The 24,556-nt window shown below is 71.8% G+C and carries 25 protein-coding genes; 13 read left to right on the forward strand and 12 right to left on the reverse strand.

The features are described 5' to 3' along the window. The first annotated feature begins 4 nt into the window (after nt 1-4). Together ACIP6U_RS41395 and cobI are read left to right on the forward strand one after the other, a co-directional pair. On the forward strand, nt 5-1,462 hold the full coding sequence (locus tag ACIP6U_RS41395) for a cobyrinate a,c-diamide synthase (RefSeq protein ID WP_401727924.1): 1,458 nt from the start codon (nt 5-7) through the stop codon (nt 1,460-1,462). Then, nucleotides 1,459-2,190, forward strand: a complete 732-nt coding sequence (gene cobI, locus ACIP6U_RS41400) for a precorrin-2 C(20)-methyltransferase (protein WP_401727926.1) — start codon at nt 1,459-1,461, stop codon at nt 2,188-2,190. The genes ACIP6U_RS41395 and cobI overlap by 4 nt, the downstream gene beginning before the upstream one ends. A 38-nt stretch (nt 2,191-2,228) precedes the next feature. Here the strand turns inward: cobI and ACIP6U_RS41405 are convergent, their stop codons facing one another. After that, complete coding sequence (locus tag ACIP6U_RS41405; protein ID WP_401727927.1) at nt 2,229-2,957, reverse strand: ZIP family metal transporter; 729 nt, start codon at nt 2,955-2,957, stop codon at nt 2,229-2,231. 96 nt (nt 2,958-3,053) lie between these two features. On the opposite strand from ACIP6U_RS41405, the gene cobM reads away from it, so the two are divergent. The 6 genes from cobM to cobC are packed head-to-tail and all read left to right on the forward strand — an operon-like array spanning nt 3,054 to nt 9,422. Continuing rightward, a complete protein-coding gene (gene cobM, locus ACIP6U_RS41410; RefSeq protein WP_401727928.1) occupies nt 3,054-3,872 on the forward strand; it encodes a precorrin-4 C(11)-methyltransferase in 819 nt (272 codons plus the stop codon). Then, on the forward strand, nt 3,869-5,101 hold the full coding sequence (gene cbiE, locus ACIP6U_RS41415) for a precorrin-6y C5,15-methyltransferase (decarboxylating) subunit CbiE (protein WP_401727930.1): 1,233 nt from the start codon (nt 3,869-3,871) through the stop codon (nt 5,099-5,101). The genes cobM and cbiE overlap by 4 nt, the downstream gene beginning before the upstream one ends. Further along, nucleotides 5,098-6,792 carry a precorrin-3B C(17)-methyltransferase gene (gene cobJ / locus ACIP6U_RS41420; RefSeq protein ID WP_401727931.1) on the forward strand — a complete coding sequence of 565 codons (1,695 nt, stop codon included), beginning with the start codon at nt 5,098-5,100 and terminating at the stop codon, nt 6,790-6,792. The genes cbiE and cobJ overlap by 4 nt, the downstream gene beginning before the upstream one ends. A gap of 23 nt (nt 6,793-6,815) precedes the next feature. Next, complete coding sequence (locus tag ACIP6U_RS41425; protein WP_401728096.1) at nt 6,816-7,454, forward strand: precorrin-8X methylmutase; 639 nt, start codon at nt 6,816-6,818, stop codon at nt 7,452-7,454. Continuing rightward, nucleotides 7,448-8,371, forward strand: coding sequence for a sirohydrochlorin chelatase (locus ACIP6U_RS41430; protein WP_401728098.1), 924 nt, complete (start codon nt 7,448-7,450; stop codon nt 8,369-8,371). Before ACIP6U_RS41425 ends, ACIP6U_RS41430 begins: the two co-directional genes overlap by 7 nt. After that, on the forward strand, nt 8,361-9,422 hold the full coding sequence (gene cobC, locus ACIP6U_RS41435; RefSeq protein ID WP_401727932.1) for an Rv2231c family pyridoxal phosphate-dependent protein CobC: 1,062 nt from the start codon (nt 8,361-8,363) through the stop codon (nt 9,420-9,422). Before ACIP6U_RS41430 ends, cobC begins: the two co-directional genes overlap by 11 nt. Nucleotides 9,423-9,643: 221 nt before the next feature. Here the strand turns inward: cobC and ACIP6U_RS41440 are convergent, their stop codons facing one another. The 5 genes from ACIP6U_RS41440 to ACIP6U_RS41460 form a co-directional block, all read right to left on the reverse strand. After that, entirely contained in the window at nt 9,644-10,540 is an 897-nt protein-coding gene (locus tag ACIP6U_RS41440; protein WP_401727933.1) for an SCO1860 family LAETG-anchored protein, read from the reverse strand. Between the two features lie 231 nt (nt 10,541-10,771). Then, nucleotides 10,772-11,869, reverse strand: coding sequence for an amidohydrolase family protein (locus tag ACIP6U_RS41445; protein ID WP_401727934.1), 1,098 nt, complete (start codon nt 11,867-11,869; stop codon nt 10,772-10,774). Between the two features lie 48 nt (nt 11,870-11,917). Further along, nucleotides 11,918-12,724, reverse strand: a complete 807-nt coding sequence (locus tag ACIP6U_RS41450) for an amino acid ABC transporter ATP-binding protein (RefSeq protein ID WP_401727935.1) — start codon at nt 12,722-12,724, stop codon at nt 11,918-11,920. Next, nucleotides 12,721-13,554, reverse strand: a complete 834-nt coding sequence (locus ACIP6U_RS41455) for an amino acid ABC transporter permease (RefSeq protein WP_401727936.1) — start codon at nt 13,552-13,554, stop codon at nt 12,721-12,723. The genes ACIP6U_RS41450 and ACIP6U_RS41455 overlap by 4 nt, the downstream gene beginning before the upstream one ends. Beyond that, nucleotides 13,551-14,402 (reverse strand): transporter substrate-binding domain-containing protein, encoded by an 852-nt coding sequence (locus ACIP6U_RS41460; protein WP_401727937.1) that lies wholly within the window; start codon nt 14,400-14,402, stop codon nt 13,551-13,553. Before ACIP6U_RS41460 ends, ACIP6U_RS41455 begins: the two co-directional genes overlap by 4 nt. 201 nt (nt 14,403-14,603) lie before the next feature. Here ACIP6U_RS41460 and ACIP6U_RS41465 point away from each other — a divergent pair, with 201 nt between their 5' ends. The 5 genes from ACIP6U_RS41465 to thpD all read left to right on the forward strand — a co-directional run bounded on the left by ACIP6U_RS41465 (nt 14,604) and on the right by thpD (nt 19,207). Beyond that, nucleotides 14,604-15,686 (forward strand): pyridoxal-phosphate-dependent aminotransferase family protein, encoded by a 1,083-nt coding sequence (locus ACIP6U_RS41465; protein ID WP_401728100.1) that lies wholly within the window; start codon nt 14,604-14,606, stop codon nt 15,684-15,686. 293 nt (nt 15,687-15,979) lie between these two features. Beyond that, nucleotides 15,980-16,510 carry a diaminobutyrate acetyltransferase gene (gene ectA, locus ACIP6U_RS41470; RefSeq protein WP_401727939.1) on the forward strand — a complete coding sequence of 177 codons (531 nt, stop codon included), beginning with the start codon at nt 15,980-15,982 and terminating at the stop codon, nt 16,508-16,510. 54 nt (nt 16,511-16,564) lie between these two features. Continuing rightward, nucleotides 16,565-17,836: a diaminobutyrate--2-oxoglutarate transaminase gene (ectB, locus tag ACIP6U_RS41475; protein ID WP_401727940.1), complete on the forward strand. Its 1,272-nt coding sequence runs from the start codon at nt 16,565-16,567 to the stop codon at nt 17,834-17,836. A 53-nt stretch (nt 17,837-17,889) separates the two neighbouring features. Then, nucleotides 17,890-18,312, forward strand: a complete 423-nt coding sequence (locus tag ACIP6U_RS41480) for an ectoine synthase (protein ID WP_401727942.1) — start codon at nt 17,890-17,892, stop codon at nt 18,310-18,312. Nucleotides 18,313-18,319: 7 nt separating this feature from the next. After that, nucleotides 18,320-19,207, forward strand: coding sequence for an ectoine hydroxylase (thpD, locus tag ACIP6U_RS41485; RefSeq protein ID WP_401727943.1), 888 nt, complete (start codon nt 18,320-18,322; stop codon nt 19,205-19,207). Nucleotides 19,208-19,260: 53 nt separating this feature from the next. Here thpD and ACIP6U_RS41490 read toward each other — a convergent pair whose 3' ends face one another. From ACIP6U_RS41490 to ACIP6U_RS41515, 6 genes are all read right to left on the reverse strand, one after another. Further along, nucleotides 19,261-20,343, reverse strand: a complete 1,083-nt coding sequence (locus ACIP6U_RS41490; protein ID WP_401727944.1) for a maleylpyruvate isomerase family mycothiol-dependent enzyme — start codon at nt 20,341-20,343, stop codon at nt 19,261-19,263. Nucleotides 20,344-20,392: 49 nt separating this feature from the next. Then, nucleotides 20,393-21,010, reverse strand: a complete 618-nt coding sequence (locus ACIP6U_RS41495) for an RNA polymerase sigma factor (RefSeq protein ID WP_401727945.1) — start codon at nt 21,008-21,010, stop codon at nt 20,393-20,395. Between the two features lie 45 nt (nt 21,011-21,055). Continuing rightward, nucleotides 21,056-22,177: an aminotransferase class V-fold PLP-dependent enzyme gene (locus ACIP6U_RS41500; protein WP_401727946.1), complete on the reverse strand. Its 1,122-nt coding sequence runs from the start codon at nt 22,175-22,177 to the stop codon at nt 21,056-21,058. A 59-nt stretch (nt 22,178-22,236) separates the two neighbouring features. Next, nucleotides 22,237-22,968 (reverse strand): DsbA family oxidoreductase, encoded by a 732-nt coding sequence (locus tag ACIP6U_RS41505; protein WP_401727948.1) that lies wholly within the window; start codon nt 22,966-22,968, stop codon nt 22,237-22,239. Nucleotides 22,969-23,043: 75 nt separating this feature from the next. Next, complete coding sequence (locus ACIP6U_RS41510; protein WP_401727949.1) at nt 23,044-23,562, reverse strand: GNAT family N-acetyltransferase; 519 nt, start codon at nt 23,560-23,562, stop codon at nt 23,044-23,046. Then, nucleotides 23,559-24,554, reverse strand: a complete 996-nt coding sequence (locus ACIP6U_RS41515; RefSeq protein WP_401727950.1) for a GlxA family transcriptional regulator — start codon at nt 24,552-24,554, stop codon at nt 23,559-23,561. The genes ACIP6U_RS41510 and ACIP6U_RS41515 overlap by 4 nt, the downstream gene beginning before the upstream one ends. Nucleotides 24,555-24,556: the final 2 nt, after the last annotated feature.

A 24,556-nucleotide genomic window follows, 5' to 3' on the forward strand; every position in this document is an offset into this window, starting at 1 on the left:
CCCCGTGACTTCTTCCTCGTCCTCCGTGCCCCGACTGGTCATCGCCGCGCCGTCCTCCGGCAGCGGCAAGACCACCGTTGCCACGGGGTTGATGGCCGCGCTGACCGCGCGGGGGCTCAGCGTGTCTCCGCACAAGGTCGGGCCCGACTACATCGATCCCGGGTATCACGCGCTCGCCACCGGGCGGGTGGGGCGGAACCTCGACGCGTATCTGTGCGGGCCGGAGTTGGTCGGGCCGCTGTTCGCGCATGGGGCGCGCGGGTGTGATCTCGCGGTTGTCGAGGGTGTGATGGGGATGTACGACGGGGCTGCCGGGGAGGGCGAGTTGGCGTCCACCGCGCATGTGGCGAAGTTGCTGCGGGCGCCTGTGGTGCTTGTGGTCGACGCGTCTTCGCAGTCCCGGTCGGTTGCGGCGTTGGTGCATGGGTTCGCCTCGTGGGATCCGGAGGTTCGGGTCGGGGGCGTGATTCTGAACAAGGTCGCCTCCGATCGGCATGAGGAGTTGCTGCGGGAGGCGTTGGAGTCGGCCGGGGTGCCGGTGCTCGGGGTGTTGCGGCGGGTGGCTCAGGTGGATGTGCCGGCGAGGCATCTGGGGTTGGTGCCGGTCGCCGAGCGACGGGCTGCGGCGATGGAGGCCGTTGCGGCGATGGCCGCGCAGGTTGAGCGTGGGTGTGATCTGGAGGGGTTGCTTGCGCTGGCACGCGGTGCGGGGGTGTTGGGTTGTGCGGGTTGGGATGCGGCTGAGGCTTTGGCTTCCTCGCCCTCGCCGCCCCTACCCGTCCCATCCTGGGGCTCCGCCCCGGACCCCGCTCCTCAAACGCCGGAGGGGCTGCAAGGCGAAGGCCTAACCCGGCATCCCCGCCCGCGAGTTGCCGTTGCCGGTGGGCCCGCCTTTACCTTCTCCTACGCCGAGCACGCCGAGTTGCTCAGCGCCGCCGGGGCCGACGTCGTCACCTTTGATCCGCTGCGTGATGAGGAACTTCCGGACGGGACCGCCGGGTTGGTCATCGGGGGCGGGTTTCCCGAGGTGTATGCCGACGAGCTGTCCGCCAACGAATCCCTCCGTAAAGCCGTTACCGCCCTCGCAGAGACCGGCGCTCCCGTTGCCGCCGAGTGTGCCGGGTTGCTTTATCTGTGTCGGGAGTTGGACGGGCTGCCGATGTGCGGGGTGCTCGACGCGGGTGCGCGGATGAGCGAGCGGCTCACGCTCGGGTATCGGGATGCCGTGGCCGTGAGTGACAGCGTGCTCGCGGTGGCCGGGACGCGGATGCGCGGGCACGAGTTTCATCGGACGGTCGTCGAGCCGGGGGCCGGAGCCGTTGCCGCTTGGGGCATGCGGACTCCGACGCGGCGTCTCGAAGGTTTCGTGCAGGACAGCGTGCACGCGAGTTATCTGCATACGCACTGGGCCTCCGAGCCCGGTGTCGCCCTTAGGTTCGTCGAGAGGTGCCGGACGTCATGAGCAGCAAGCTGATCGGAGTCGGGGTGGGTCCCGGCGATCCCGAGCTGGTGACCGTCAAGGGCGTCAACGCGCTGCGGGCCGCCGATGTCGTCGTCGTGCCGGTCATGGACACGGGTGAGCGGGGGCGGGCCGAGGCGACCGTGTTGCACTACGTGCCCCAGGAGAAGGTCCTGCGGGTCGTGTTCGCCCTCAACGAGCGCAGCGACCGGGCGCGGCGCGAGGCCGCCTGGGATGCCGCCGGGGAGCACGTGGCGCAGCTGCTGCGCGAGCGCGGGAACGTCGCCTTCGCCACCATCGGCGACCCCAATGTCTATTCGACCTTCACCTATCTCGCGCAGACCATCGGCGAGTCGGTGCCGGGTGTCCTCATCGAGACCGTGCCCGGGATCACCGCCATGCAGGACCTCGCCGCGAGGTCGGGGGCCGTGCTGACCGAAGGCACCGAGCCGCTCACCCTCGTGCCCGTCACCGCCGGGGCCGCCGTGCTCAAGGACGCGCTCGCCGGGCCCGGCACGGTCGTCGCGTACAAGTTCGGGCGGCAGGCCGGTGAGGTCGCCGAGGCCCTGCGGGAGACCGGCCGGCTCGAGGACGCGGTGTGGGGGTCGGCCCTGGGTCTTGAGTCCGAGTCCATCCGGCCCGCCGCCGAGCTGGACGGGACTCCGTTGCCGTATCTCTCCACGCTCATCGCCCCCGCGCGGCGCGACGGCGGGCGGGGTGGGAAATTGTGAGACCCCACCGGCCATCGGCCCATGGGCCGGCCGCCCGCTCAACCGGCCAGGCCCACCACCAGCCAGATGAAGCCCACGCCCGCGACCGTGCACAGCAGGGTCGAGCGGGCGGGGTGTTCGTGGTGGGCCTCGGGGAGGATCTCGGCGGCGGCCAGGTAGAGGAGCACGCCGGCGAAGAGGCCGAGATAGCCGCCGAGCAGGCCCTCGGGGATGCTCACGAAGGCGGTCGAGGCCGCGCCGACGACCGGGGCGAGCGCGTCCGCGAACAGCATGGTCAGCGCCTTGCGGCGGGCGTTTCCGTACAGGCTCGTGATCGTGTACGTGTTGAAGCCGTCCGCGAAGTCGTGGGCGACCACGGCCAGCGCGACCGCCGTGCCCATGCCGCCGCCGACCTGGAAGGCCGCGCCGATCGCCACGCCGTCCATGGCGCTGTGGCCGACCATCGCCGAGGCCGCCGTGAGGCCCACCTCGGGCGCGCGGCCGTTGTGCTCGTCCCCGCCGTGGGAGGCCTGGCGGGCGGCGAGCAGGCGTTCGACCAGATGGGCCAGCAGGAAGCCGGCCACGAACAGGAGCAGGGCCGCCGGTACGCCGAAGACGTCGTCCCCTGCGGCCTGCAACGCCTCCGGCAGCAGGTCCAGGCCGACCACGCCCAGCATCAGGCCACCCGCCAGGCCGAGGACCAGATGGCGGCGGTCGGTGACCCGCTGTGCCGTCCAGCCGCCGGCCAGCGTCATCAGGAACGCGCCGAGCGCGACGAAGACCGCCATGTGCCCTTGCTATCCGATCAACCCCCGTTCGCGCACATCCAGCGGGCGCGGCGGCACCACCCGTAAGACTTTTTGTCCAGAGAGGACCGTTTTCTGATGGCCGATGCCCCCACCGGCAAGGTGACCTTCGTCGGTGCCGGCCCCGGCGCCGCCGACCTGCTGACGTTCCGTGCCGCGCGCGCCATCGCCGAGGCCGACGTCGTGATCTGGGCCGCGAGTCTGGTCCAGGAGGATGTACTCGAACATGCGCGCGAGGGTGCGGAGATCCTCGACTCGGCGACCATGTCGCTGGAGGACGTCGTCGACGTGTACGAGCGGGCGTACGAGGAGGGGCTGCGGGTCGCGCGTATCCACTCCGGCGACCCGGCCCTGTGGGGCGGCACCCAGGAGCAGCTCGACCGGTGTGCCCGGATCGGGATCGCGACCGAGATCGTGCCCGGGGTCTCCGCCTTCTCGGCCGTCGCCGCCCTCGCGCAGCGCGAGCTGACCATCCCCGAGGTCGCGCAGTCCGTCGTCCTGACCCGGCTCGGCGGCGGCAAGACGCCGATGCCGCCCGGCGAGGAGGTCCGCGAGTTCGCCCGGCACGGCACCACCATGGCGGTCTTCCTCTCGGCTGCCCGCAGCGGGCAGCTGGTGCGGGAGCTGCTGGAGGGCGGCTATCCGACGTCGACCCCGGTCGTGGTCGCCTACCAGGCGACCTGGCCGGAGGAACTGCTCGTGCGGTGCACGATCGGCACGCTGGAGGAGACGGTCAAGGAGCACAAGCTGTGGAAGCACACGCTGTTCCTGGTCGGGCCCGCGCTGGCCGCCGAGGGCACGCGCTCGCATCTGTACCACCCCGGTCACTTCCACGGCTTCCGCAAGGCGGATCCTGAGGCCCGTCGGGCGTTGCGCGAGCGAGGGGCGAGTACGTGATCACCGTCATCGGTACGGGGACGGGGGCGCCCCTCGCCCCGGAGGCGCTGGCCGGCGCCGAGCTGGTCGTCGGCGGGCGGCGGCACCTGGACGCCGTACGGCTGCCGGAGACGGCCGAGCGGATCGTGCTCGGGCCGCTGGCGCCGGCGCTCGACGCGATCGAGGAGTACGTCGGCAAGGACCGGCCCGTCGTCGTGCTGGCCTCGGGCGACCCCGGGTTCTTCGGGATCGTGCGGGCGCTGGCCGAGCGGTTCGGGTCCGGGGTGCTGGACGTGCGGCCCGGCGTCTCGTCCGTCGCGACCGCGTTCGCGCGGCTCGGGCTGACCTGGGACGACGCGGTGGTGGTGAGCGCGCACGGGCGGGAGCTGCGGACCGCGGTGAACGTGTGTCGGGCGCATCCCAAGGTGGCCGTGTTGACCGGACCGGGCGCCGGGCCCGCCGAGTTGGGTGCCGCGCTGCCCGGTGGGCGGGTGCTGGTCGTGGCGAGTGCGCTGGGTGATCCGGAGCGGGAGCGGGTGGAGCGGGTGACGGCCGCCGAGGCCGCTGGCCGGGACTGGGGTACGGCGGTGAGTGTCGTCCTGTGCCTGGACGAGACCCGGGCGGCGGGCGCCGTACGGACGGTGGCGGGAGCGGCCGTCGGACCCGACCAGTGGGCTCTGGACGAGCGGGAGTTCACGCACCGCGACTCGATGATCACCAAGTTCGAGGTACGGGCGCTGGCGCTGGCCCGGCTCGGGCCCCGGCTCGGTGAACTGGTCTGGGACGTCGGCGCGGGGTCCGGGTCCGTGGCCGTCGAGTGCGCGCGGCTCGGGGCCGCCGTCGTCGCCGTCGAGAAGACCGCGGACGGTGCCGAGCGGATCCGCGCCAATGCCGCCGCCCACGGAGTCGAGGTGCGGGTGGTGCACGGCGAGGCACCGGTCGCGCTGTCCCAACTCGACGATCCGGACGCCGTGTTCATCGGTGGCGGCGGGCGCGAGCTGCCTTCCATCGTCACCGCGTGCGCCCGGCGGGCCCGGCGTTCGGTCGTCGTCGCGATGGCCGCCCTCGACCGGGTGCCGGCCACGCGTCAGGCGCTCGTCGGCGCCGGGTTCGACTGCGACGGGGTGCTGTTGCAGTCCTCGCGACTCGCGCCGCTGCCGGGTGACGTGACCCGGCTGGCGGCGACCAACCCTGTCTTTCTGCTCTGGGGGACTCGAACCCCCGCCCCTCATGAAGGAGTTGCTCAGTGATCGGCCTCATTTCCGCCACCGCGGCGGGGGCGGCGGCGCGCGACCGGCTGGCCGCGGCGTGGCCGGAGCGGACGCGCGTGTACGAGGGTCCCGTCGGGGACGCCGTACGGACCGCGTTCGCTCAGTGCGAGCAGCTCGTGTGCTTCCTGGCCACGGGGGCCGTGGTGCGGCTGCTGGCACCCCTGTTGCACGACAAGCGGACCGACCCCGGGGTCGTGTGCGTCGACGAGGCCGGCCGGTTCGCCGTGTCGCTGGTCGGCGGACACGGCGGCGGGGCCAACGAACTCGCCCGCGAGGTCGGCGAGTTGCTGGACGCCGAGCCCGTGGTGACGACGGCGACGGACGCGGTCGGCGTGCCGGGGCTCGACACGCTCGGGTTCCCTGTGGAGGGCGATGTCGCCGGAGTCTCCCGAGCGCTTCTGGACGGCGAACCCGTCACCCTGGACGCCGAGTTGGCATGGCCGTTGCCGCCGCTTCCGGTGTCGGACCAGGGTGGTGCGTACGTCATCCGCGTCACCGATCGCGTCGTCGAACCGGCCGAGCGGGAGGTCGTGCTGCGACCGCCGTCCCTCGTCGTCGGCGTCGGCGCGTCCAAGGGCGCACCGGTGAACGAGGTGCTCGGGTTGATCTCGGACGCCCTGCGTGCGGCGGGACTCTCGGTCGGCAACATCGCCGAACTCGCCACCGTCGACGCCAAGGCGGACGAGCCCGGCATCATCCAGGCGGCCCAGCGGCTGGGCGTGCCGCTGGTGGCCCACTCCGCCGAGGAGCTGGCAGCCGTGGAGGTGCCCAATCCGTCCGACGCGCCCCTCGCGGCCGTGGGCACGCCGTCCGTCGCGGAGGCCGCCGCGCTCGTGGGCGGGGGCGAACTCCTTGTCCCCAAGCGGAAGTCGGAGCGTGCCGACGGGCAAGCGGCGATGGCGACCTGTGCCGTCGTACGGCGGCCCGCGCGCGGCCGGCTCGCGGTGGTCGGGCTCGGGCCCGGCGCCCGCGACCTGCTCACCCCGCGCGCCAAGGCCGAACTGCGGCGCGCCTCCGTGCTCGTGGGGCTCGACCAGTACGTGGACCAGATCCGCGATCTGCTGCGGCCCGGCACCCGGGTCCTGGAGTCGGGTCTGGGCGCCGAGGAGGAGCGGGCCCGTACCGCCGTGGCCGAGGCCCGCGCGGGGCATGCCGTCGCGCTGATCGGCAGCGGGGACGCGGGCGTGTACGCCATGGCCTCGCCGGCGCTCGCGGAGGCCTCGGACGACATCGAGGTGGTCGGAGTCCCGGGCGTGACCGCCGCGTTGGCCGCCTCGGCGATCCTCGGCGCGCCGCTCGGCCACGACCACGTCTCCATCAGCCTCTCCGATCTGCACACACCGTGGGAGATCATCGAGCGGCGGGTGCGGGCGGCGGCCGAGGCGGACATCGTCGTGACGTTCTACAACCCGCGCAGCCGCGGCCGGGACTGGCAGCTGCCCAAGGCCCTGGCGATCCTCGCCGAGCACCGGGAGCCGACGACGCCGGTCGGGGTCGTACGCAACGCGTCACGGCCGGACGAATCCAGCCGGGTCACGACCCTGCTCTCGCTGGATCCGGTGACGGTCGACATGATGACGGTCGTGACCGTGGGCAACACGGCGACCCGTGAGATCGCCGGGCGCATGGTGACCCCGCGCGGCTACCGCTGGCAGGAGGGCGCCCAGTGAACCGTATGGACCATGTGAACGGTGTGGACCGGGTGGTTCATCCGATCGAGGTGGAGTCCTACCGACGGCTGCGCGCCCGCCTCGACACCTCGCACTTCCCGCCGCTGAGCCGCGCGGTCGTGGAGCGGGTCATCCACTCCGCCGCCGACCTCGACTACGCGACCGATCTCGTCCTGGACGAGGGCGAGTTGGCGACCGCGCATGCCGCGCTGCACGCCGGGGCGCCCGTCGTCGTGGACGTGGAGATGGTCGCGGCCGGGATCACCCGGCGGGAGACCGTCTGCCGGCTCCGGGACGCCGAGTCCGGTCCGGGGCTGACGCGTTCGGCCCACGCGATCCGGCTCGCGTACGAGGAGGTCGGGCCCGGCGCGCTGTGGGTGATCGGCAACGCGCCCACCGCCCTGGAGGAGTTGCTGACCCTGGACGTCTCCCCCGCGCTCGTCATCGGCCTGCCCGTCGGCTTCGTCGGCGCGGCCGAGTCCAAGGCCGCGTTGCGCGCGAGCGGGCTGCCCGCCGTGAGCAACGTGTCCGAGAAGGGCGGTTCGGCGGTGGCCGCCGCCGCGCTCAACGCCCTGCTGTACCACCCCACTTCGCTGTCGCCTTCACACTCCACTTCAGCTTCTGTCTCGTCTTCCGTTCCGTCCTCCGAGGAGAAATCGTGACCACCCCGCCCGCCCTGCTCATCGCCGGCCACGGCACTCGGGACCAGGCCGGAGCCGAGGCGTTCCGCGACTTCGTCCGGGAGCTGGGCCGCCGTCATCCCGAACTGCCCGTCGCGGGCGGCTTCATCGAACTGTCCGCGCCGCCGCTGGGCGAGGCGGTCACCGAGCTGGTGGAGCGGGGCGTACGTCGGTTCGCGGCCGTTCCGCTGATGCTGGTGTCCGCCGGCCACGCCAAGGGGGACATCCCGGCGGCGCTGTCCCGCGAGAAGGAGCGGCACCCGGGGATCTCGTACACCTACGGGCGTCCGCTGGGCCCGCACCCGTCGCTGCTGGCGGTCCTGGAGCGGCGGCTCGACGAGGTGCTCGGCGAGTCCGCCCGCACACCGCGCGACCGGGCCGACGTGACCGTCCTGCTGGTCGGCCGCGGTTCCACCGACCCGGACGCCAACGCCGAAGTGCTGAAGGCGGCGCGGCTGTTGTGGGAGGGGCGTGGGTACGCGGGCGTGGAGACGGCGTTCGTGTCGCTGGCGGCGCCGGATGTGCCCAGCGGCCTGGACCGGTGCGTCCGGCTGGGTGCGCGACGGATCGTCGTACTGCCGTACTTCCTCTTCACCGGGATCCTGCCGGAGCGGGTGAAGCAGCAGACCGAGGGCTGGGCGGCCGCGCACCCCGAGGTCGAGGTGTCGTCCGCGGAGGTCATCGGGCCCGAACCGGAGCTGCTCGATCTGGTGATGGAGCGGTACCGGGAGGCCGTCGAGGGGGATCTGCGGATGAACTGCGACTCGTGTGTGTACCGGATCGCGTTGCCGGGGTTCGAGGACAAGGTGGGGCTGCCGCAGCAGCCGCACTTCCACCCGGACGACGACGGTCATCACCACCACGGGCACCACCACGACGGACACGCCCATGCGCATTGACGGTGCACACGATCTGCGCCATCACGGTGACGCCGAGGTCCGCGACGGCGGTGCCGCGCTCGTCGACCTGGCGGTGAACGTCCGCGCCGACACGCCCCCGGCGTGGCTGCGGGAGCGGATCGCCGAGTCGCTGGGCTCGCTCGCCGCGTATCCGGACGGACGGGCCGCGCGGGCCGCGGTGGCCGCGCGGCACGGGCTGCCGGTGGAGCGGGTGCTGCTGACGGCGGGTGCGGCCGAGGCGTTCGTGCTGCTGGCGCGCGCCCTGAAGGTCCGTCACCCGGTGGTCGTGCACCCGCAGTTCACGGAGCCGGAGGCGGCGCTGCGGGACGCGGGCCACACCGTCGACCGGGTGCTGCTGCGCGCCGAGGACGACTTCCGGCTGGACCCGGCGATGGTCCCCGAGGACGCAGACCTGGTCCTGGTCGGCAACCCGACGAACCCGACGTCGGTCCTGCACCCGGCCGCGGTGCTGGCTCAACTGGCCCGCCCCGGGCGGACGTTGGTCGTCGACGAGGCGTTCATGGACGCGGTGCCGGGTGAGCGCGAGGCGCTTGCCGGGCGCACGGACGTGCCCGGTCTCGTCGTCCTGCGCAGCCTGACCAAGACCTGGGGTCTGGCCGGGCTGCGCATCGGTTACGTCCTCGCCGCCCCGGAGACGATCGCGGAACTGGAGCGCGCCCAGCCCCTGTGGCCGGTGTCCACACCGGCGCTGGCCGCAGCCGAGGCCTGTGTCGGCCCGCGGGCCCTGGCGGAGGCGGCCCACGCGGCCCACCGCATCGCGGCGGACCGCGCCCATCTCGTCGCCGGGCTCAGCGAGTTCGACTCCGACGGGCTGCGGGTCGTCGAGCCCGCCGAGGGCCCCTTCGTCCTCATCCGGCTGCCCAGGGCCGACGTGGTCCGCCGGCACCTGCGCAACCTCGGGTTCGCGGTCCGGCGCGGGGACACGTTCCCGGGCCTCGGCGAGGAGTGGCTGCGACTGGCGGTACGGGACCGCACGACCGTGAACCGTTACCTCCAGGCGCTGGACCAGGCGGTGACGCTGGCGAGATGAGACCACCGCAGCGATAACCGCGGAGTGAGGCCACCGACACGATCACCACCGGGCCTGCGCCGGCCTCGACTTCCCGGGCAACGACCCGGCGGCCGCGGCCGGCTGACTGGCTGACTGGCTGACTGGCTGGAGCGGACGACATCCCAGGTGGACTAGGCGTTCGCCAAGGCCGCGAACACCTGCATGGTGTACGTGTTCGGCGCCCCGGAGAGCTGAGCCGGTCAGCCCCGGCGCCGCGCCAGCACCACCGCTCCGCCGCCCGCCACGAGCAGCACGAGCGCGCCGCCCGCGATGTACGGCGTCATCGAGCTGCCGCCGGTCTCGGCGAGGCCGGCCTCCTCGACGGGTCCGCTCTGCGGCTCGACGTCGGCCGGCTTCGGGGTCGGTTTCGTGGGGGCGGGTGGGGCCTCGCAGGTGGACTCGGCGAGGGTCAGGGTGCCCTCGACCTCGGCGACGTTGAGCTTCAACGGGTTGATGGAGACCTTGAGCTGGAGCGCGGTGGCCGCCGCCGTGCGCGAGGTCGTCTCCGTCTTGGACAGGTCCAGGCGGACCTCGCCGATGCCGGGGACCTTGACGTCGGTCGGGCCGCCGGCGGTCACCGTGATCTTCTTGCCCAGGACCGTGACCGAGCCGAGCAGGTTCGCCTCGGCGGTCGGGGTCTTGCCCGCCTCGCAGGTCGCCCTGGAACTGACCTGTCCGATCTCGATCAGGGACAGCAGGGGCAGACCGGGGACGTGCAGTCTGGCGTGGACGAGTTCGGCGCGGCCCTCGGCCTTCGTGGCGGTGACCGCGGACTTCGCCGACGCCACGTCCGCGGCCAGGACGCTGAAGGGCTTTCCGCCGTCGACGCCGTCCAACTTGGCGCTCAGGGCGGTCTTTTCGGCGCTCGCGGGCGCCTCGACCTGGTTCAGGGAGACCGCGAGCGGGACGTTCACGGTCTTGTTGAGCAGGGCCACGTCGAGCCCGGTGCGCAGGACGACGGCGCTCGCGCGACCCTGGTCGGAGGTCGCGTGTGCGGAGCCCGCCGCGCCCAGGACCGCTGGACCCGCGGCCAGGGCCGTGACCGTCGCGACGGTGGCGAGGCGGCGTGCGGGCAGGCGGAAGCTGTTGCCGTTCAAGGTGGGGACCCCCAGAGGAGACTTGCTTGGGACCCGGAAAGAATTACGCACGACGAGTGAACTTGGGTCAATCCAGCGCCAGTTCACCCCAACGTGGGTTCCCCGTGAAGGTTTTCGAATCTCACGGCACAGGCGTTCCACTCCTCCCCCGCCGCACCGCCTTCTGTCCGAATACGGGGTTGACGTACCGGCGCGCGAGAGGGCGCGCATCTCGTCAACCCACTGCCGACGTCAGCCGACGACCCGCCCGTTCACCACCACCCGGCGCGGCGCCGCCAACACCCGTACGTCGGCCCGCGGATCGGCCTCGTACACCACGAGGTCGGCCGGCGCCCCCTCGTCGAGGCCGGGTCGCCCGAGCCACGACCGGGCGGCCCAGGCCGTCGCCGACAGGGCCTGAAGGGGCGGGATCCCGGCGGTGACCAGTTCGGCCACCTCGGCCGCCGCGAGGCCGTGCGGGAGCGTGCCGCCCGCGTCCGTGCCGACGTACACGGGGATGCCGGCGTCGTAGGCGTTGCGGACGGTGTCGTAGCGGCGTTCGTGGAGCCGGCGCATATGGGCGGACCAGCGGGGGAACTTGTCCTCGCCGCCGTCCGCGAGCCGCGGGAACGTGGCGATGTTGACCAGGGTCGGGACGATCGCGACGCCCCGGGCGGCGAAGAGCGGGATCAGGTCGTCGGTGAGGCCGGTCGCGTGCTCGACGCAGTCGATACCGGCTTCGACCAGGTCCCGCAGCGAGCTCTCGGCGAAGCAGTGCGCGGTGACGCGGGCGCCGAGCCGGTGGGCCTCGGCGATGGCCGGCTCGACGGCGTCCCGCGGCCAACTGGGCGCCAGATCACCGAGATCACGGTCGATCCAGTCGCCGACCAGCTTCACCCAGCCGTCGCCCCGGACGGCTTCGCGGCCGACGTACTCGACCAGGTCCGCAGGCTCGATCTCGTGCGCGTAGCCGCGGATGTAGCGGCGGGTGCGGGCGATGTGCCGGCCGGCCCGGATGATCTTCGGTAGGTCCTCGCGGTCGTCGACCCACCGGGTGTCGGAGGGCGAACCCGCGTCCCGGAGCAGCAGGGTGCCCGCCTCGCGGTCGGTCAGCGCCTGCTTCTCGGCGACGTCCTCCGGGACGGGCCCGTGCGCGCCGAGGCCGACATGGCAGTGGGCGTCGACCAGGCCGGGCAGGGTCCAGCCCTCGACCGTACGGACGTCGTCGGAGCCGGCGCCGACGGGACGGTCGTAGGAGATCCGCCCGTCGACGACCCACAGTTCGTCCCGGACCTCGTCCGGTCCGACGAGGATCCGGCCCTTCACGTGCAGCATCGCGCGTTCGCTCATGACTGCACGATAGGACGACGCCCCTTTCGAGACACGCGCCGGTCCGCGCTAGTCGATGTCCTCCTCGACCTCCGCCATCGCGGGGTTGAGGAGCCGGGACAGGAAGTGTCGGGTCCGCTCGTGGCTCGGGTCGCCGATCACCTGGGCGGGTGCCCCGTCCTCGACGATGACGCCGCCGTCCATGAAGACCGCCCGGTCGGCGACCTCCTGCGCGAAGGTCATCTCGTGGGTGACGACCATCATGGTCATGCCCTCGCGCGCGAGCATGCGCATGACGGCGAGGACGTCTCCGACGAGTTCCGGGTCGAGCGCGGACGTCGGCTCGTCGAAGAGCATCACCTCGGGGCCCATCGACAGCGCGCGGGCGATCGCGACGCGCTGCTGCTGGCCGCCGGAGAGCGAGGCGGGGTAGGCGTCCGCCTTCTCCGTGAGGCCCACCCGCTCCAGGTTCTCGGCGGCCACCTTCGCCGCCTCGGCCTTGCTCCGCCGCAGCACCCGCCGCTGCGGCAGCGTGAGGTTCTCGGTCACGGTGAGGTGCGGGAAGAGGTTGAACTGCTGGAAGACCATGCCGATACGACGACGTACGGCGTCGATGTCCACGTCCGGGTCGGTGAGTTCGGTGCCGCCGACGAACACCTGCCCCTTGGTGGGCTCTTCGAGCAGGTTCACGCAGCGCAGGAGCGTGGACTTGCCGGAGCCGGACGGGCCGATGACACAGACGACCTCGCCGCGCCGGATCTCCAGGTCGATGCCCTTGAGGACCTCGTTGTCGCCGAACGACTTGTACAGGCCGCGTACTTCGATCTCCGGGCCCGACGTCCGCGGACCGGCCCCATGAGCGGTGGTCTCGGTCATTTCACGGCCTCCTGGGCCTTCGCCTCCATGCGGCGCACGACGAAGCCGAGCGGGATGGTGACCAGCAGATAGCACAGGCCGGCGACCAGGATCGGCGTGGAGTTGGCGGTCTGGCTGGCCAGGTCCCGGCCGTACTTGGACAGTTCGCGCTCCTCCAGGGTGACGCCGAGGAACAGGACGAGGGAGGAGTCCTTGAAGAGGAGCACCAACTCGTTGGTCAGCGGCGGCAGGATGATGCGGAAGGCCTGCGGGATGACGATCGAGATCATCGCGCGCGCCGGTGAGAAACCGAGCGAACGGGCCGCCTCCAGCTGCCCCTTGGGCACCGCCTGGATGCCCGCCCTGATGGTCTCCGCCATGTAGGCCGCGGCGACCAGACCGAGCGCGAGGGCCACCTTGCCGTAGGTGCCGCCGACGATCTCCGTGCCGGGGAAGGCCAGCGGGACGGCGACCCCGATGAAGATGAAGATCAGCAGGGCGGGCAGGCCGCGGAAGATCTCGATGTAGATGCCGGCGACCCAGCGGTAGGGGCCCACGGACGACAGCCGCATCAGCGCGATCAGCATGCCCAGCGCCAGTCCGACGACGAAGCCGGACAGCGTGTACAGGACGGTGTTCTTCAGCGCCAGCGTGATGACGTCCGGGAACATCTGCTTGGCGATGTCCCACTGCGCGAACTGGTTCTTCAGCCGCCCCCAGTCCGCCGAGACCGCGAAGGCGATCACGGCGGCGACGAAGAGGACGTACTGCGCACCGCGCGACAGGCTGCGCTTCTGACTCCGTGTCAGTCCCTTTTTGCGGGGCTGGAGTTGAGCGTCGATGCCGGTCATGAAGCGGAGGCGGACGCGGCGGGCGAGGCGGCCGATGCGTCGTAGGGACCGATCCACTGCTCGTACAGCTTCTTGTACGTGCCGTCCGACTTCGCTTCGCTGAGCGCCTTGTTGACCGCGGCGAGCAGCTTGGTGTTGCCCTTCTTGACCGTGAAGCCGTACTCCTCACCGGTGTTGATGTTGTCGGCGACCTTGAAGGCGGCCGCGTTGGCCTTGTCCTTCAACCAGCCCTGGACGACGGGGTAGTCGATGACGACGGCCTTGACCTGGCCGGTGCGCAGGCCGTTGAGGACGGCGTCGGAGGACTCGAAGGAGACCGGGTCCAGGCCCTTGCCCTTGACGTAGTCCTCGCCGGTGGTCTGCGCCTGGGCGCCGACCTTCTGGCCCTTGAGGTCGGCGAAGGACTCGATGCCGCTGTTCTTGTCGACGAGGACGGCCTGCGTTGCGTCAAAATACGGGTCCGAGAAGTCCACGTTCTTCTTGCGCTCGGCCGTGATGGTCATGCCGGCCGCGGCCAGGTCGCACTCGCCGGAGTTGAGGAAGGCGCCGGTCTTGAAGTTCTCGAAGGGCGTGTCGAGGATCTCCTGCTTCACCCCGAGGTCCTTCGCCACCAGGTCGATCAGCGAGACGTCGAAGCCCTGCACCTTGCCGTCGATCTCCGACTGGAAGGGCGGGTAGGGCAGATGGGTGCAGGTGGTGAGCTGCCCGGACTTGACGAGCGCGACCCCACCGGACGTCTTCGAACTGCTACCGCTGTCGGTCGAGGTACAGCCGGCCACGAGGACCAGCCCGGCCGTCGCGGTGGTGGCGGCCAGGACGCGGGCCCGGCGACCGAGGACGGTGTTCACGGAGACCTCCAGTGGGGGAAGTGGGGGTTCTGATTATAAGGAGATGCTTGGGTCTCTCAAACCATTCCCATGGCTTGAGAGCCGTCTGGCCTAGGAACTCTCAAGTGACGGGAGTGACACGGGAGGAAGCTACCCTCGATCGAGCCGACGACCCGTGAGTACCGCCTGCGCGTACCGCCCGTGAGTGAAGAGAGCACCGCCGTGACCCACCCCTTCCTCGACCTCCCTCCGCTGACCGCCGCGCGCTTCGCCTCGATCGAGGACCGGGTGGCCCGGCTGCTCGACACCCGGCAGGACGTCGTGATCACCCAGGGCGAGGCGCTGCTGCCCCTGGAGGGCGCGATCCGCTCCACCGCCGGTCCCGGGACGACCGCGCTCAACGTCATCACCGGCCCCTACGGACAGACCTTCGGGGACTGGCTGCGGGACTGCGGGGCGACGGTGATCGATCTGGCGGTGCCCTTCCACACGGCCGTCACGGCCGAGCAGATCCGCGAGGCCTTCGCCGCGCACCCCTCGATCGACTTCGTCTCCCTGGTCCACGCGGAGGCGGCGACCGGCAACACCAACCCGGTCGCGGAGATCGGCGAGGTCGTACGGGAGCGGGGCGCGCTGTTCTATGTGGACGCGGTCGCCTCCGTCGGCGCCGAGCCGGTGCTGCCGGACGCGTGGGGCGTGGACCTGTGCGTGATCGGGGCGCAGAAGGCGATGGGCGGCCCGGCGGGCGTGTCGGCGGTGTCGGTGAGCGCGCGGGCCTGGGCACGGATGGCGGCCAACCCGCGGGCGCCGCGCCGCTCCTACCTCTCGCTCCTGGACTGGAAGGAGCGCTGGACCGACGCCGGCCGCAAGGCGCTGCCGCACGCTCCGGCACAGCTGGAGATGCTCGCCCTCGAGGCGTGCGTCGAGCGGATCGAGGCGGCGGGGCTCCCCACGGTCATGGCCCGCCACGCGTCCGCCGCGGCGGCGACGCGGGCGGGGGCGCTCGCGCTGGGCGGGGGCCTTGAGCCGTACGTCCACGAGGCCCGGGACGCGGCACCGGTCGCCACGACCCTGCGGACGCCGGCCGGCGTCGACGCCTCGGAGCTGGTCGCGCGGGCGCTGGCCGTCGACCCCTCGGTGCCGCTGGCCGCGGGCGGCGGAGCGCTGGCCAAGGAGATGATCCGGGTCAATCACTACGGGGCGGACGCGACGCCGGAGGTGGTGCGGGCGAGCCTCGCGGCGCTCGGGGCGGCGATGCGGGAACGGGGACTCGACGTGAACCTCGACGGGGTTACCGGAGCCTAATTCCAGGGGAATTCCAGAATTCACTTCCCGAATTCCCGAGCGCAGCTTCCCACTTTCTCCTGCCCGCTTTTTTTCGGGCCAAACGCAAAGATTTCGCGGGAGTTACGCGGGGGTTGTACGGTTGTGACGCGTTACACATCGTGGTCGTTTTGTGGTTTTTGTGGTGGGCAAATCACCATCTTCCGACCAGTTTCCGCGTGGCCACCCACGCCCGCGCGATAACACAGGAGCCCTCTGCCCGTAACCCCTTGCGGCGATGCAATTTCGAATTTCCCTCGGTAAATTCAATTCCCATGACTGCGGGACAAGCGGAACTGCAAGCCGAACTGCGAATCGACCGTCCGTCGGTGACGGACGGCGCCGCGCTGTGGCGGATCGCGAAGGAGTCGAAGGCGCTCGACCTGAACTCGTCGTACAGCTATCTGCTGTGGTGCCGGGACTTCGCCGCGACCTCCGCGGTGGCGCGCGACGAGAGCGGGGACCCGGTCGGGTTCGTCACCGGGTACGTCCGGCCCGACCGGCCCGGCACCCTGCTGGTCTGGCAGGTGGCGGTGGACGAGGCGTACCGCGGACGCGGGCTCGCCGCCTCCCTGCTGGACGGCCTGGTCGCGCGGATCGCCGCCGACCAGGACCTCCGTACCGTCGAGACCACCATCACGCCGGGCAACACCGCCTCCGAGCGGTTGTTCAGCGCGTTCGCCGAGCGGCACGGCGCCCGTCTGGAGCGCGAGGTGCTGTTCGACACCGGCCTGTTCCCCGACGGGCCGCACGACCCCGAGGTCCTCCACCGCATCGGTCCCCTCTCCCCGACCCCTGCTGCCTGACCCTCTCCGTCCGACCCCTCCGCCTGACCCCCACGCACCGAGGAGCGATTCGTCGTGACCATCACCCAGCCCGACCTCAGCGTCTTCGAGACCGTCGAGTCCGAGGTACGCAGCTACTGCCGCGGCTGGCCCACCGTCTTCGACCGCGCGCAGGGCAGCCGTATGTACGACGAGGACGGCCACGAGTACCTGGACTTCTTCGCCGGCGCCGGCTCGCTGAACTACGGGCACAACAACCCTGTCCTGAAACGGGCGTTGATCGACTACCTGGAGCGGGACGGCGTCACGCACGGGCTCGACATGTCGACCACCGCCAAACGCGCCTTCCTCCAGACCTTCCAGGACCTGGTGCTGCGGCCGCGTGATCTGCCGTACAAGGTCATGTTCCCGGGCCCCACCGGCACCAACGCCGTCGAGTCCGCGCTGAAGCTGGCGCGGAAGGTGAAGGGCCGCGAGGCGATCGTGTCGTTCACCAACGCCTTCCACGGAATGTCGCTGGGCTCGCTCGCCGTGACCGGCAACGCCTTCAAGCGGGCCGGTGCCGGGATACCGCTGGTGCACGGCACGCCGATGCCCTTCGACAACTACTTCGAGGGGACGGTCCCGGACTTCCTGTGGTTCGAGCGGCTCCTGGAGGACCAGGGCTCAGGGCTCAACAAGCCCGCGGCCGTGATCGTCGAGACCGTGCAGGGCGAGGGCGGCATCAACGTGGCGCGGCCCGAATGGCTGCGCGCGCTCGCCGAGTTGTGCGAGCGGCAGGACATGCTGCTCATCGTCGACGACATCCAGATGGGCTGCGGACGCACCGGCGCGTTCTTCTCGTTCGAGGAGGCCGGCATCACGCCCGACATCGTCACCGTGTCCAAGTCGATCAGCGGCTACGGACTGCCCATGTCGCTGTGCCTGTTCAAGCCCGAGCTGGACATCTGGGAGCCGGGCGAGCACAACGGCACCTTCCGCGGCAACAACCCCGCGTTCGTCACGGCCACCGCCACGCTCGAGGCGTACTGGGCGGACGGGTCCGCGATGGAGAAACAGACCCGGGCGCGCGGCGAGCAGATCGAGCAGGCCTTCGCCGCCATCACCGAGGAGAACCGCGCCGACATCAAGGAGTACCGCGGTCGCGGGCTCGTGTGGGGCATGGAGTTCCTGGAGCCGGCGCGGGCCGAGCGGATCGCGCGGCGCGCCTTCGAACTCGGGCTGCTCATCGAGACGTCGGGCCCGCAGAGCGAGGTCGTGAAACTGCTCCCGGCGCTGACCATCACCCCCGAGGAACTCGACGAGGGCCTGACCGTCCTCGCCCGGGCCGTCCGCGAGACCGCCTGACAGCACACCGCACAGCACACCTTTCCGTACCACCTAGGAGGGATCGCACCACCGTGATCGTCCGTTCGTTCAAGGACATCGAAGGCACCGACCGCCACGTACGGGCCGCGTCCGGCACCTGGGAGAGCAAACGCGTCGTCCTCGCCAAGGAGCGGGTCGGCTTCTCCGTGCACGAGACGATCCTGTACGCGGGTACGCAGACGGACATGTGGTACGCGAACCACATCGAGGCCGTCGTCTGCGTCGAGGGCGACGCCGAACTGACCGACCGCGAGACCGGGACGACGTACCACATCACGCCCGGCACGACCTATCTCCTGAACGGGCACGAGCGGCACACGCTGCGGGTCAAGGAGGACTTCCGCTGCATCTGCGTGTTCAACCCGCCCGTGACCGGCCGGGAGGACCACGACGAGAACGGCGTCTACCCGCTGCTCACCGAACCCGGGCCGGAGTCCGCACACGAGGAGGTGTGACATCACCATGACCACCGTCACCGATCTCTACCCCAGCCGCGGCACCACCGAGGTGTCGATCCCGCGCAAGGACCCCGTCGTGTGGGGCCCCCTCGACACCCCGGGACCCATCGCGGCCGACGGCCTGCGCTCGTTCGAGAACGACGGCTTCCTCGCCGTCGACCAGCTCATCGGCGCGGACGAAGTGGCCGTCTACCACAAGGAGTTGGAGCGGCTGCTGGCCGATCCGGCGATCCGGGCCGACGAACGCTCCATCATCGAGCCGAAGTCCAAGGAGATCCGCTCCGTCTTCGAGGTGCACCGGATCAGCGAGGTCTTCGCGAACCTGGTGCGCGACGAGCGGGTCGTCGGCCGGGCCCGGCAGATCCTCGGCTCGGACGTGTACGTCCACCAGTCGCGGATCAACGTCAAGCCGGGCTTCGGGGCCGGCGGCTTCTACTGGCACTCGGACTTCGAGACCTGGCACGCCGAGGACGGGCTGCCGAACATGCGGACGGTGTCCGTCTCGATCGCGCTGACCGAGAACCACGACACCAACGGCGGGCTCATGATCATGCCGGGCTCGCACCGCACGTACCTCGGGTGCGCGGGCGCCACGCCCTCGGACAACTACAAGAAGTCGCTCCAGATGCAGGACGCGGGCACACCGTCCGACGAGGCACTGACCGAGCTGGCCGGCGAGTACGGCATCAAGTTGTTCACGGGCAAGGCCGGTTCGGCGACCTGGTTCGACTGCAACTGCATGCACGGCTCCGGCGACAACATCACGCCGTTCCCGCGCAGCAACGTGTTCATCGTGTTCAACAGCGTGGAGAACGAGGCCGTGGAGCCGTTCGCCGCGCCGGTCCGGCGCCCGGAGTTCATCGGGGCACGGGACTTCACGCCGGTGAAGTAGCCGACCGGTGATGTAGTCGGCAGGAGAGCAGCGGGCGGTGTCACGGCCAGGCGTCACAGCCAGGCCAGTGCCGCCGCCCGCTCCAGTACGTCGCCGACCGCGCCCGGGTCGCCCGAGGTGGTGTGCGGCACTTCGTCGGGGGCGTACCGGCCGCCGACCAGGAGACAGAAGTCGACCGGGTCCAGGGTGAGTTCGGCGCGTACCGGCTCGTCCTCGGAGCCCAGCACCCACCGCTCGCCGCCGGCGATCGCGAACAGCACCGGGGGTGCCGTCGGGCCGAGCGCGAGGCCCAGGACGCGGACCGCCAGCCGGACCAGCCGGTCCAGGTGGACGGCGGGCGGCGGCGGAACGGGCAGGCCGAGGGCGCGGCCGATGTCGTCGGTGTGGATCCACGTCTCGAAGGCGCGCACCACGAAGTGGTCGGCGACGGGCAGCCGCACCCCCATCAACACCGTGGCCCGGCCCGCCGGTTCGGGGTCGTGGGCCTCGGGCGCGGCGAGCAGCGCGGCGGCCTGCGCGGCCCAGTCGGCGACCGTCTCCTGGGGCGTACGGCCGTGTTCGCGCACGATGACGTCGGCGCTGCGCCGATTCCAGGCGTCCTGCCAGGCTGTGCCTTCTTCATCCACTTCGGTCCGCGACGACGGCACCCGGGCCGCGATGCCGAGCCGCCCGGCGAGGGGCTCGTCGGCGGCCAGCAGGTGCGCGACGGTCGCGTGGACGTCCCAGTCGTGCACGACCGGCGTCCCCCACCGCCCGTCCGCCTCGGCCAGCAACGCCTTGAGCCCGGCGACGGCGGCCGCGTAGGGCGCGGCGTGGGCGGCGACCGGGGGTGCGGCGGGGCGCAGGCGGCGGGCGTAGGCGAGGATGTCGGAGGCGCCGGTGGCCGCCCCGGACGCGGCGGGCGCGCTCGGCAGCCCGTTCGCCGCCGGTCCGTCCGACACCGGCCCGCCCGACACCGGCCCGTCCGACACCGGCCCGTCCAGCAGCCGTACCGTCTCCCGCAGCCGCCGTGCCTGGGCCGCGCAGCTCGGGCACTCGGCGAGATGGGGCGCGACCAGGCGTTCCTCGGCCGGTGACAGGGCGTCGAAGGCCCAGGCGGCCAGCAGCTCGCGTACGCCGTCGTGGTCGTCGGTCACCGTGCCCCGCCTTTCTCCGTCGAACGCTCCGTCCTGCGCCCTGTCGCCATCATGCGCCCCTTTCGAGCGCGGGGTCCGGTGGGTCGGCCAAAGACTCGGCCAAGGTGCGTAAAGCCGTGCGCAGCCGGGTCTTCGCGGTGCCCTCGGGGATGCCGAGTTCGACGGCAACCTGCCGGTAGGTGCGGCCCGCGAAGTAGGCCAGATGCACCACCTCCCGTTGTGGCTGCGGGAGTTCGGCGAGGGCGGAGTGCAGCAGGAGGGAGCGCTCGCGGTCGACGACCGCCTCGTCGGGGCCTGGTGCGGCGTCCGGGATGGCGTGCAGGGCCGAGTCGTCGGCGCGGACGTCCTTGCGATGCCGTGCCTCGCTGCGCACCCAGTCCACGGCCCGCCGGTGGGCCAGCATGGACAGCCAGGAACGCAGGCTGCCGCGGCGCGCGTCGAAGGCGTACGGCCTGCTCCACAGCTGGGCGAAGACCTCCTGCGCCACGTCCTCGGCGGCGCCCGCGCTGCGGGTGACCCGCACCGCGACGCGCCGCACCAGCGAGCCGTACGCCGTGTACGCCTCGGCGAGCGCGGACTCGTCCCCGTAGACCAGCCGCCTGTGCAGCTCCGCGTCGACGGCGAGTTGCATGGACGTATCGCCCGTGATCTCCACCGGCACCACCACCCCTGGTGCCCTTCCTAGCGTCCGGGCGGGCGCCGCGCCAGTGGTTCAGGAGGACAGGACGTCCAGCAGCCGGTCGACGTCGGTGGACGTGTTGTACATGTGAAAGGCGGCACGCAGGTTGCCCGCGCGGTTGGAGACCTCGACCCCGGCGGCGCTCAACTCGCCCTGGCGGACGCCGAGTCCGGGTACGGAGACGATCGGCGAGCCGGGTGACGGGACGGGCTCGTGGCCGATCGCGGCCAGGCCCGCGCGGAAGCGGTCGGCGAGGGCGAGGTCGTGGGCGCGCACGGCGTCCACCCCCAGTTCCTCCAGCAGTTGGAGCGAGTGGCGGGCGCCGGCGTAGGAGAAGAGGGCGGGGCTCTCGTCGAACCGCCGTGCGGAGTGGGCGAGTTCCTCGACGGGGCCGTAGCAGGAGTCCCAGGGGTGCTCCCCCGCCACCCAGCCGGCGAACAGCGGGGGCAGTGCGCCGAGGTCCTCCGGGACGACCAGGAAGGTCACGCCCCGCGGGCAGACGAGCCACTTGAAGGCGACGCAGGCGGAGTAGTCGTAGTCGTCCGCGTCGAAGTCCAGCCAACCGGCCGCCTGTGACGCGTCGATGTACGTACGCGCCCCGTGCTCGCGGGCCGCCGCGCGGATCGCGGGCAGGTCGGCGACCCGGCCGTCGGCGGACTGCGCGGCGCTGACCGCGACGAGGGCGGTGCCGGGCCGCACCGACTCGGCGAGCCGCTCCAACGGCACGCTGCGCACCTTGAGTTCGGAGCGGACATGGAAGGGGTTGACGGTGGAACTGAAGTCGCCCTCGGCCGTGAGGACTTCGGCGCCCGCGGGCAGCGACGCGGCGACCAGGCCGCTGTAGACGGCGACCGAGGCCCCGGCCGCCACCCGGCGTCCGGGCACCCCGACCAGTCGCGCGAAGGAGGCCCGGCTCGCCTCGACGTCGCCGAACATGTCGGTCGGCGCCCCGGCGGCCGCCGCTTCCACGGCGATCCGCATGGCGGTCACCGTGCGGGCCGGTATCAGCCCGCTGCTCGCGCTGTTGAGGTAGGTGTTCCTCGGGGCGAACTCGGCCCGGACGAGGCGCGCGAAGTCGGCGTCGGTCCCGGCGGTCTCCGTGCTCTCCGTGGTCTCCATGGATCCACTGTGGGCCCGCCGGAACTCGTAGTCCATTGCCGATTCTTACGGGGTACCGCTAAGGAACGCTTATACGTCCGCCCTGACCTGTGCCTTTACGGCCGAGGCGGCACCGCGCACCCGTCCGGACCGCACGCCTCGGCGTCGCCGCCCGCGCCCCCCTGGTCGATCAGCGTCAGGGGCGACCGCTCGCCCCACGCCTGGCTCAGCGCCTGTGTGAAGACCTCGGCGGGCTGGGCGCCGGAGACGCCGTACTTGCGGTCGAGGACGAAGAACGGCACGCCGTTCGCGCCGAGTTCGGCGGCCTCGCGCTCGTCGGCGCGGACGTCGTCGGCGTAGGCGGTCGGGTCGGCGAGCACCTTGCGGGCGTCCTCGGCTTCGAGTCCCGCGGTCACGGCGAGTTCGACGAGCCGCTCGTCGCCCTCGGCGAAGACGGAGCGCTCCTCGGCGAAGTTCGCCTGGTAGAAGGCCTGGATCAGCTCGTCCTGGCGGCCCTGCTCCTTGGCGAGGTGCAGCAGGCGGTGCATGTCGAAGGTGTTGCCGTGGTCGCGGTCCTCGGTGCGGTACGCCAGACCCTCGGCGGCGGCCTGCGCGCCCAGGTTCTCCTCACCGGCCCGGGCCTGCGCCTGGCTCATGCCGTACTTCTTCGTGAGCATGCCGATCACCGGCTGGACGTCGGTCTTGGCCCGCCCGGGGTCCAGTTCGAAGGAGCGGTGCACCACCTCGACCTGCTCGCGGTGCGGGAACGCGGCCAGCGCCTTCTCGAAGCGGGCCTTGCCCACGTAGCACCAGGGACAGGCGATGTCCGACCAGATCTCGACGCGCATGCTCTCGGCTCTTTCCGGCTCGAAGGGATACGGAGGGTCCCTCCGCCGGCCGCAAGAACGTTCAGGCAGCCGATTTCATTCCCCGGGCCCGCCCGCTCCCGGCACGGTGAAGCGCAGGTAGCGGTGGTGGTCCCCGTCGACCGGCGGGTTCTCCGGGTCCGGCGTCCAGCCCAGGCGGGCGTAGAAGGCCTGGGCGCGCCGGTTGTCGACGTGCACGTCGAGGACGGCCGTCCGTCGGCCGTCGGCCCGCCACTGCTCCACGCAGGCCGTGTGCAGGGACGTACCGACGCCGGAGCGCCAGTGGTCGGGGTCGACATGGAACTGGAACAGCTTGACCGTGTCGGCGGGGGCGCCCTGCGGGGTGCGGAAGGAGGCGAGCCCGACGATGCGACCCCGCTCGACGAGGCACAGCACATGCCCCTCGGGCCGCTCGATGGCGCCCTGCCAGGCGGCGAGCCAGTCGGTGCCGTCGTCCGGGACCCCTTCGGGGTAGTACGTGGCCCGGGCGCGCGCGTGCAGGGCGGTGACGGTCGCGACCTCGGCGGGCAGGACCGTACGGATCACCCGGCCGACCGCGGCTTGCTCTCTGATCATGCAACCGATGACGAGTCCACGGCCGCTCCGGTTCCGAGCCGGCTGAACTGCGCCCGGTAGGCGCTCGGCGTCAGACCGGTCCTGCGGACCACGTGGGCGCGCAGCGAGTCGGCCGTGCCGAGGCCGCAGGCGCGGGCCACCTGGTCCATGGGCAGGGCGGTGGTCTCCAGCAACTCCCGTGCCCGCTCGACGCGTTGGTGCAGCAGCCACTGCAACGGGCTGACCCCGCTCTCGGCGTGGAAGCGGCGGGTGAGGGTGCGCACGCTGACGCCCGCGTGCCGGGCCAGGTCGGTGAGGGTGAGCGGCCGGTCGAGGTGGCGCATGGCCCAGCCGCGGGTGTCGGCGCAGGCCTCGCCGCGCTCGGGCGGCAGCGGGGTGTGGGTGAACTGGGTCTGACCGCCGGGCCGTACGGGCGCGACCAGGGCGAGCCGGGCGACCTCGTTGGCGACGGCGGCGCCGTAGTCGGTGCGGATCATGTGCAGGCACAGGTCGATGCCGGCGGCGTAGCCGGAGGCGGTCAGGAACTGGCCGTCCTGGACGTAGAGGACGTCGCCGGTGAGGTCGACCTCCGGATAGCGCCTGCGCAGTTCCTCGGCCTGGTTCCAGTAGGTCGTGGCCCGGCGGCCGTCCAGCAGGCCGGCCTCGGCCAGGGCGAACGCGCCGCTGCAGATGGAGGCGATGCGCTTGCCCGCGGCGGCGGCCTCGCGCAGGGCGGTCACCGTGCGCGGGTCGGGTGTGTACCGGTGACCCGTGCCGACGACGAGGACCATGTCCGCGCCCCGTACGACGTCGAGGCCTTGCCGTACGTGCAGTTCGAGGCCCCCCGTGGTGGGGACGGGACCCGGTTCCGGGGCGCAGATGACCGTCTCGTAGCCCGGTTCCCCGTCGATCTCGACCCGGTCGAACAGCAGCTCCGGGATGGCCAGGTTGAACATCGAGACGGGGGTCGCCGCGACGACGGCGACCCGGCGGGGGCGCCTGAGCTGGTGCATGG

The sequence above is a fragment of the Streptomyces sp. NPDC088794 genome (assembly GCF_044750545.1).
Taxonomy (GTDB): Bacteria; Actinomycetota; Actinomycetes; order Streptomycetales; family Streptomycetaceae; genus Streptomyces.

Coding starts and splice junctions, on each gene's coding strand:
- ACIP6U_RS41505 (WP_401727948.1), bottom strand. CDS start 22,968: ATGCGCGTCGAGATCTGGTCGGACATCGCCTGTCCCTGGTGCTACGTG.
- ACIP6U_RS41455 (WP_401727936.1), bottom strand. CDS start 13,554: ATGACCGGCATCGACGCTCAACTCCAGCCCCGCAAAAAGGGACTGACA.
- ACIP6U_RS41500 (WP_401727946.1), bottom strand. CDS start 22,177: ATGGACTACGAGTTCCGGCGGGCCCACAGTGGATCCATGGAGACCACG.
- ACIP6U_RS41450 (WP_401727935.1), bottom strand. CDS start 12,724: ATGACCGAGACCACCGCTCATGGGGCCGGTCCGCGGACGTCGGGCCCG.
- ectA (WP_401727939.1), top strand. CDS start 15,980: ATGACTGCGGGACAAGCGGAACTGCAAGCCGAACTGCGAATCGACCGT.
- cobM (WP_401727928.1), top strand. CDS start 3,054: ATGGCCGATGCCCCCACCGGCAAGGTGACCTTCGTCGGTGCCGGCCCC.
- cobI (WP_401727926.1), top strand. CDS start 1,459: ATGAGCAGCAAGCTGATCGGAGTCGGGGTGGGTCCCGGCGATCCCGAG.
- ACIP6U_RS41515 (WP_401727950.1), bottom strand. CDS start 24,554: ATGCACCAGCTCAGGCGCCCCCGCCGGGTCGCCGTCGTCGCGGCGACC.
- ACIP6U_RS41510 (WP_401727949.1), bottom strand. CDS start 23,562: ATGATCAGAGAGCAAGCCGCGGTCGGCCGGGTGATCCGTACGGTCCTG.
- cobC (WP_401727932.1), top strand. CDS start 8,361: ATGCGCATTGACGGTGCACACGATCTGCGCCATCACGGTGACGCCGAG.
- thpD (WP_401727943.1), top strand. CDS start 18,320: ATGACCACCGTCACCGATCTCTACCCCAGCCGCGGCACCACCGAGGTG.
- ACIP6U_RS41445 (WP_401727934.1), bottom strand. CDS start 11,869: ATGAGCGAACGCGCGATGCTGCACGTGAAGGGCCGGATCCTCGTCGGA.
- ACIP6U_RS41405 (WP_401727927.1), bottom strand. CDS start 2,957: ATGGCGGTCTTCGTCGCGCTCGGCGCGTTCCTGATGACGCTGGCCGGC.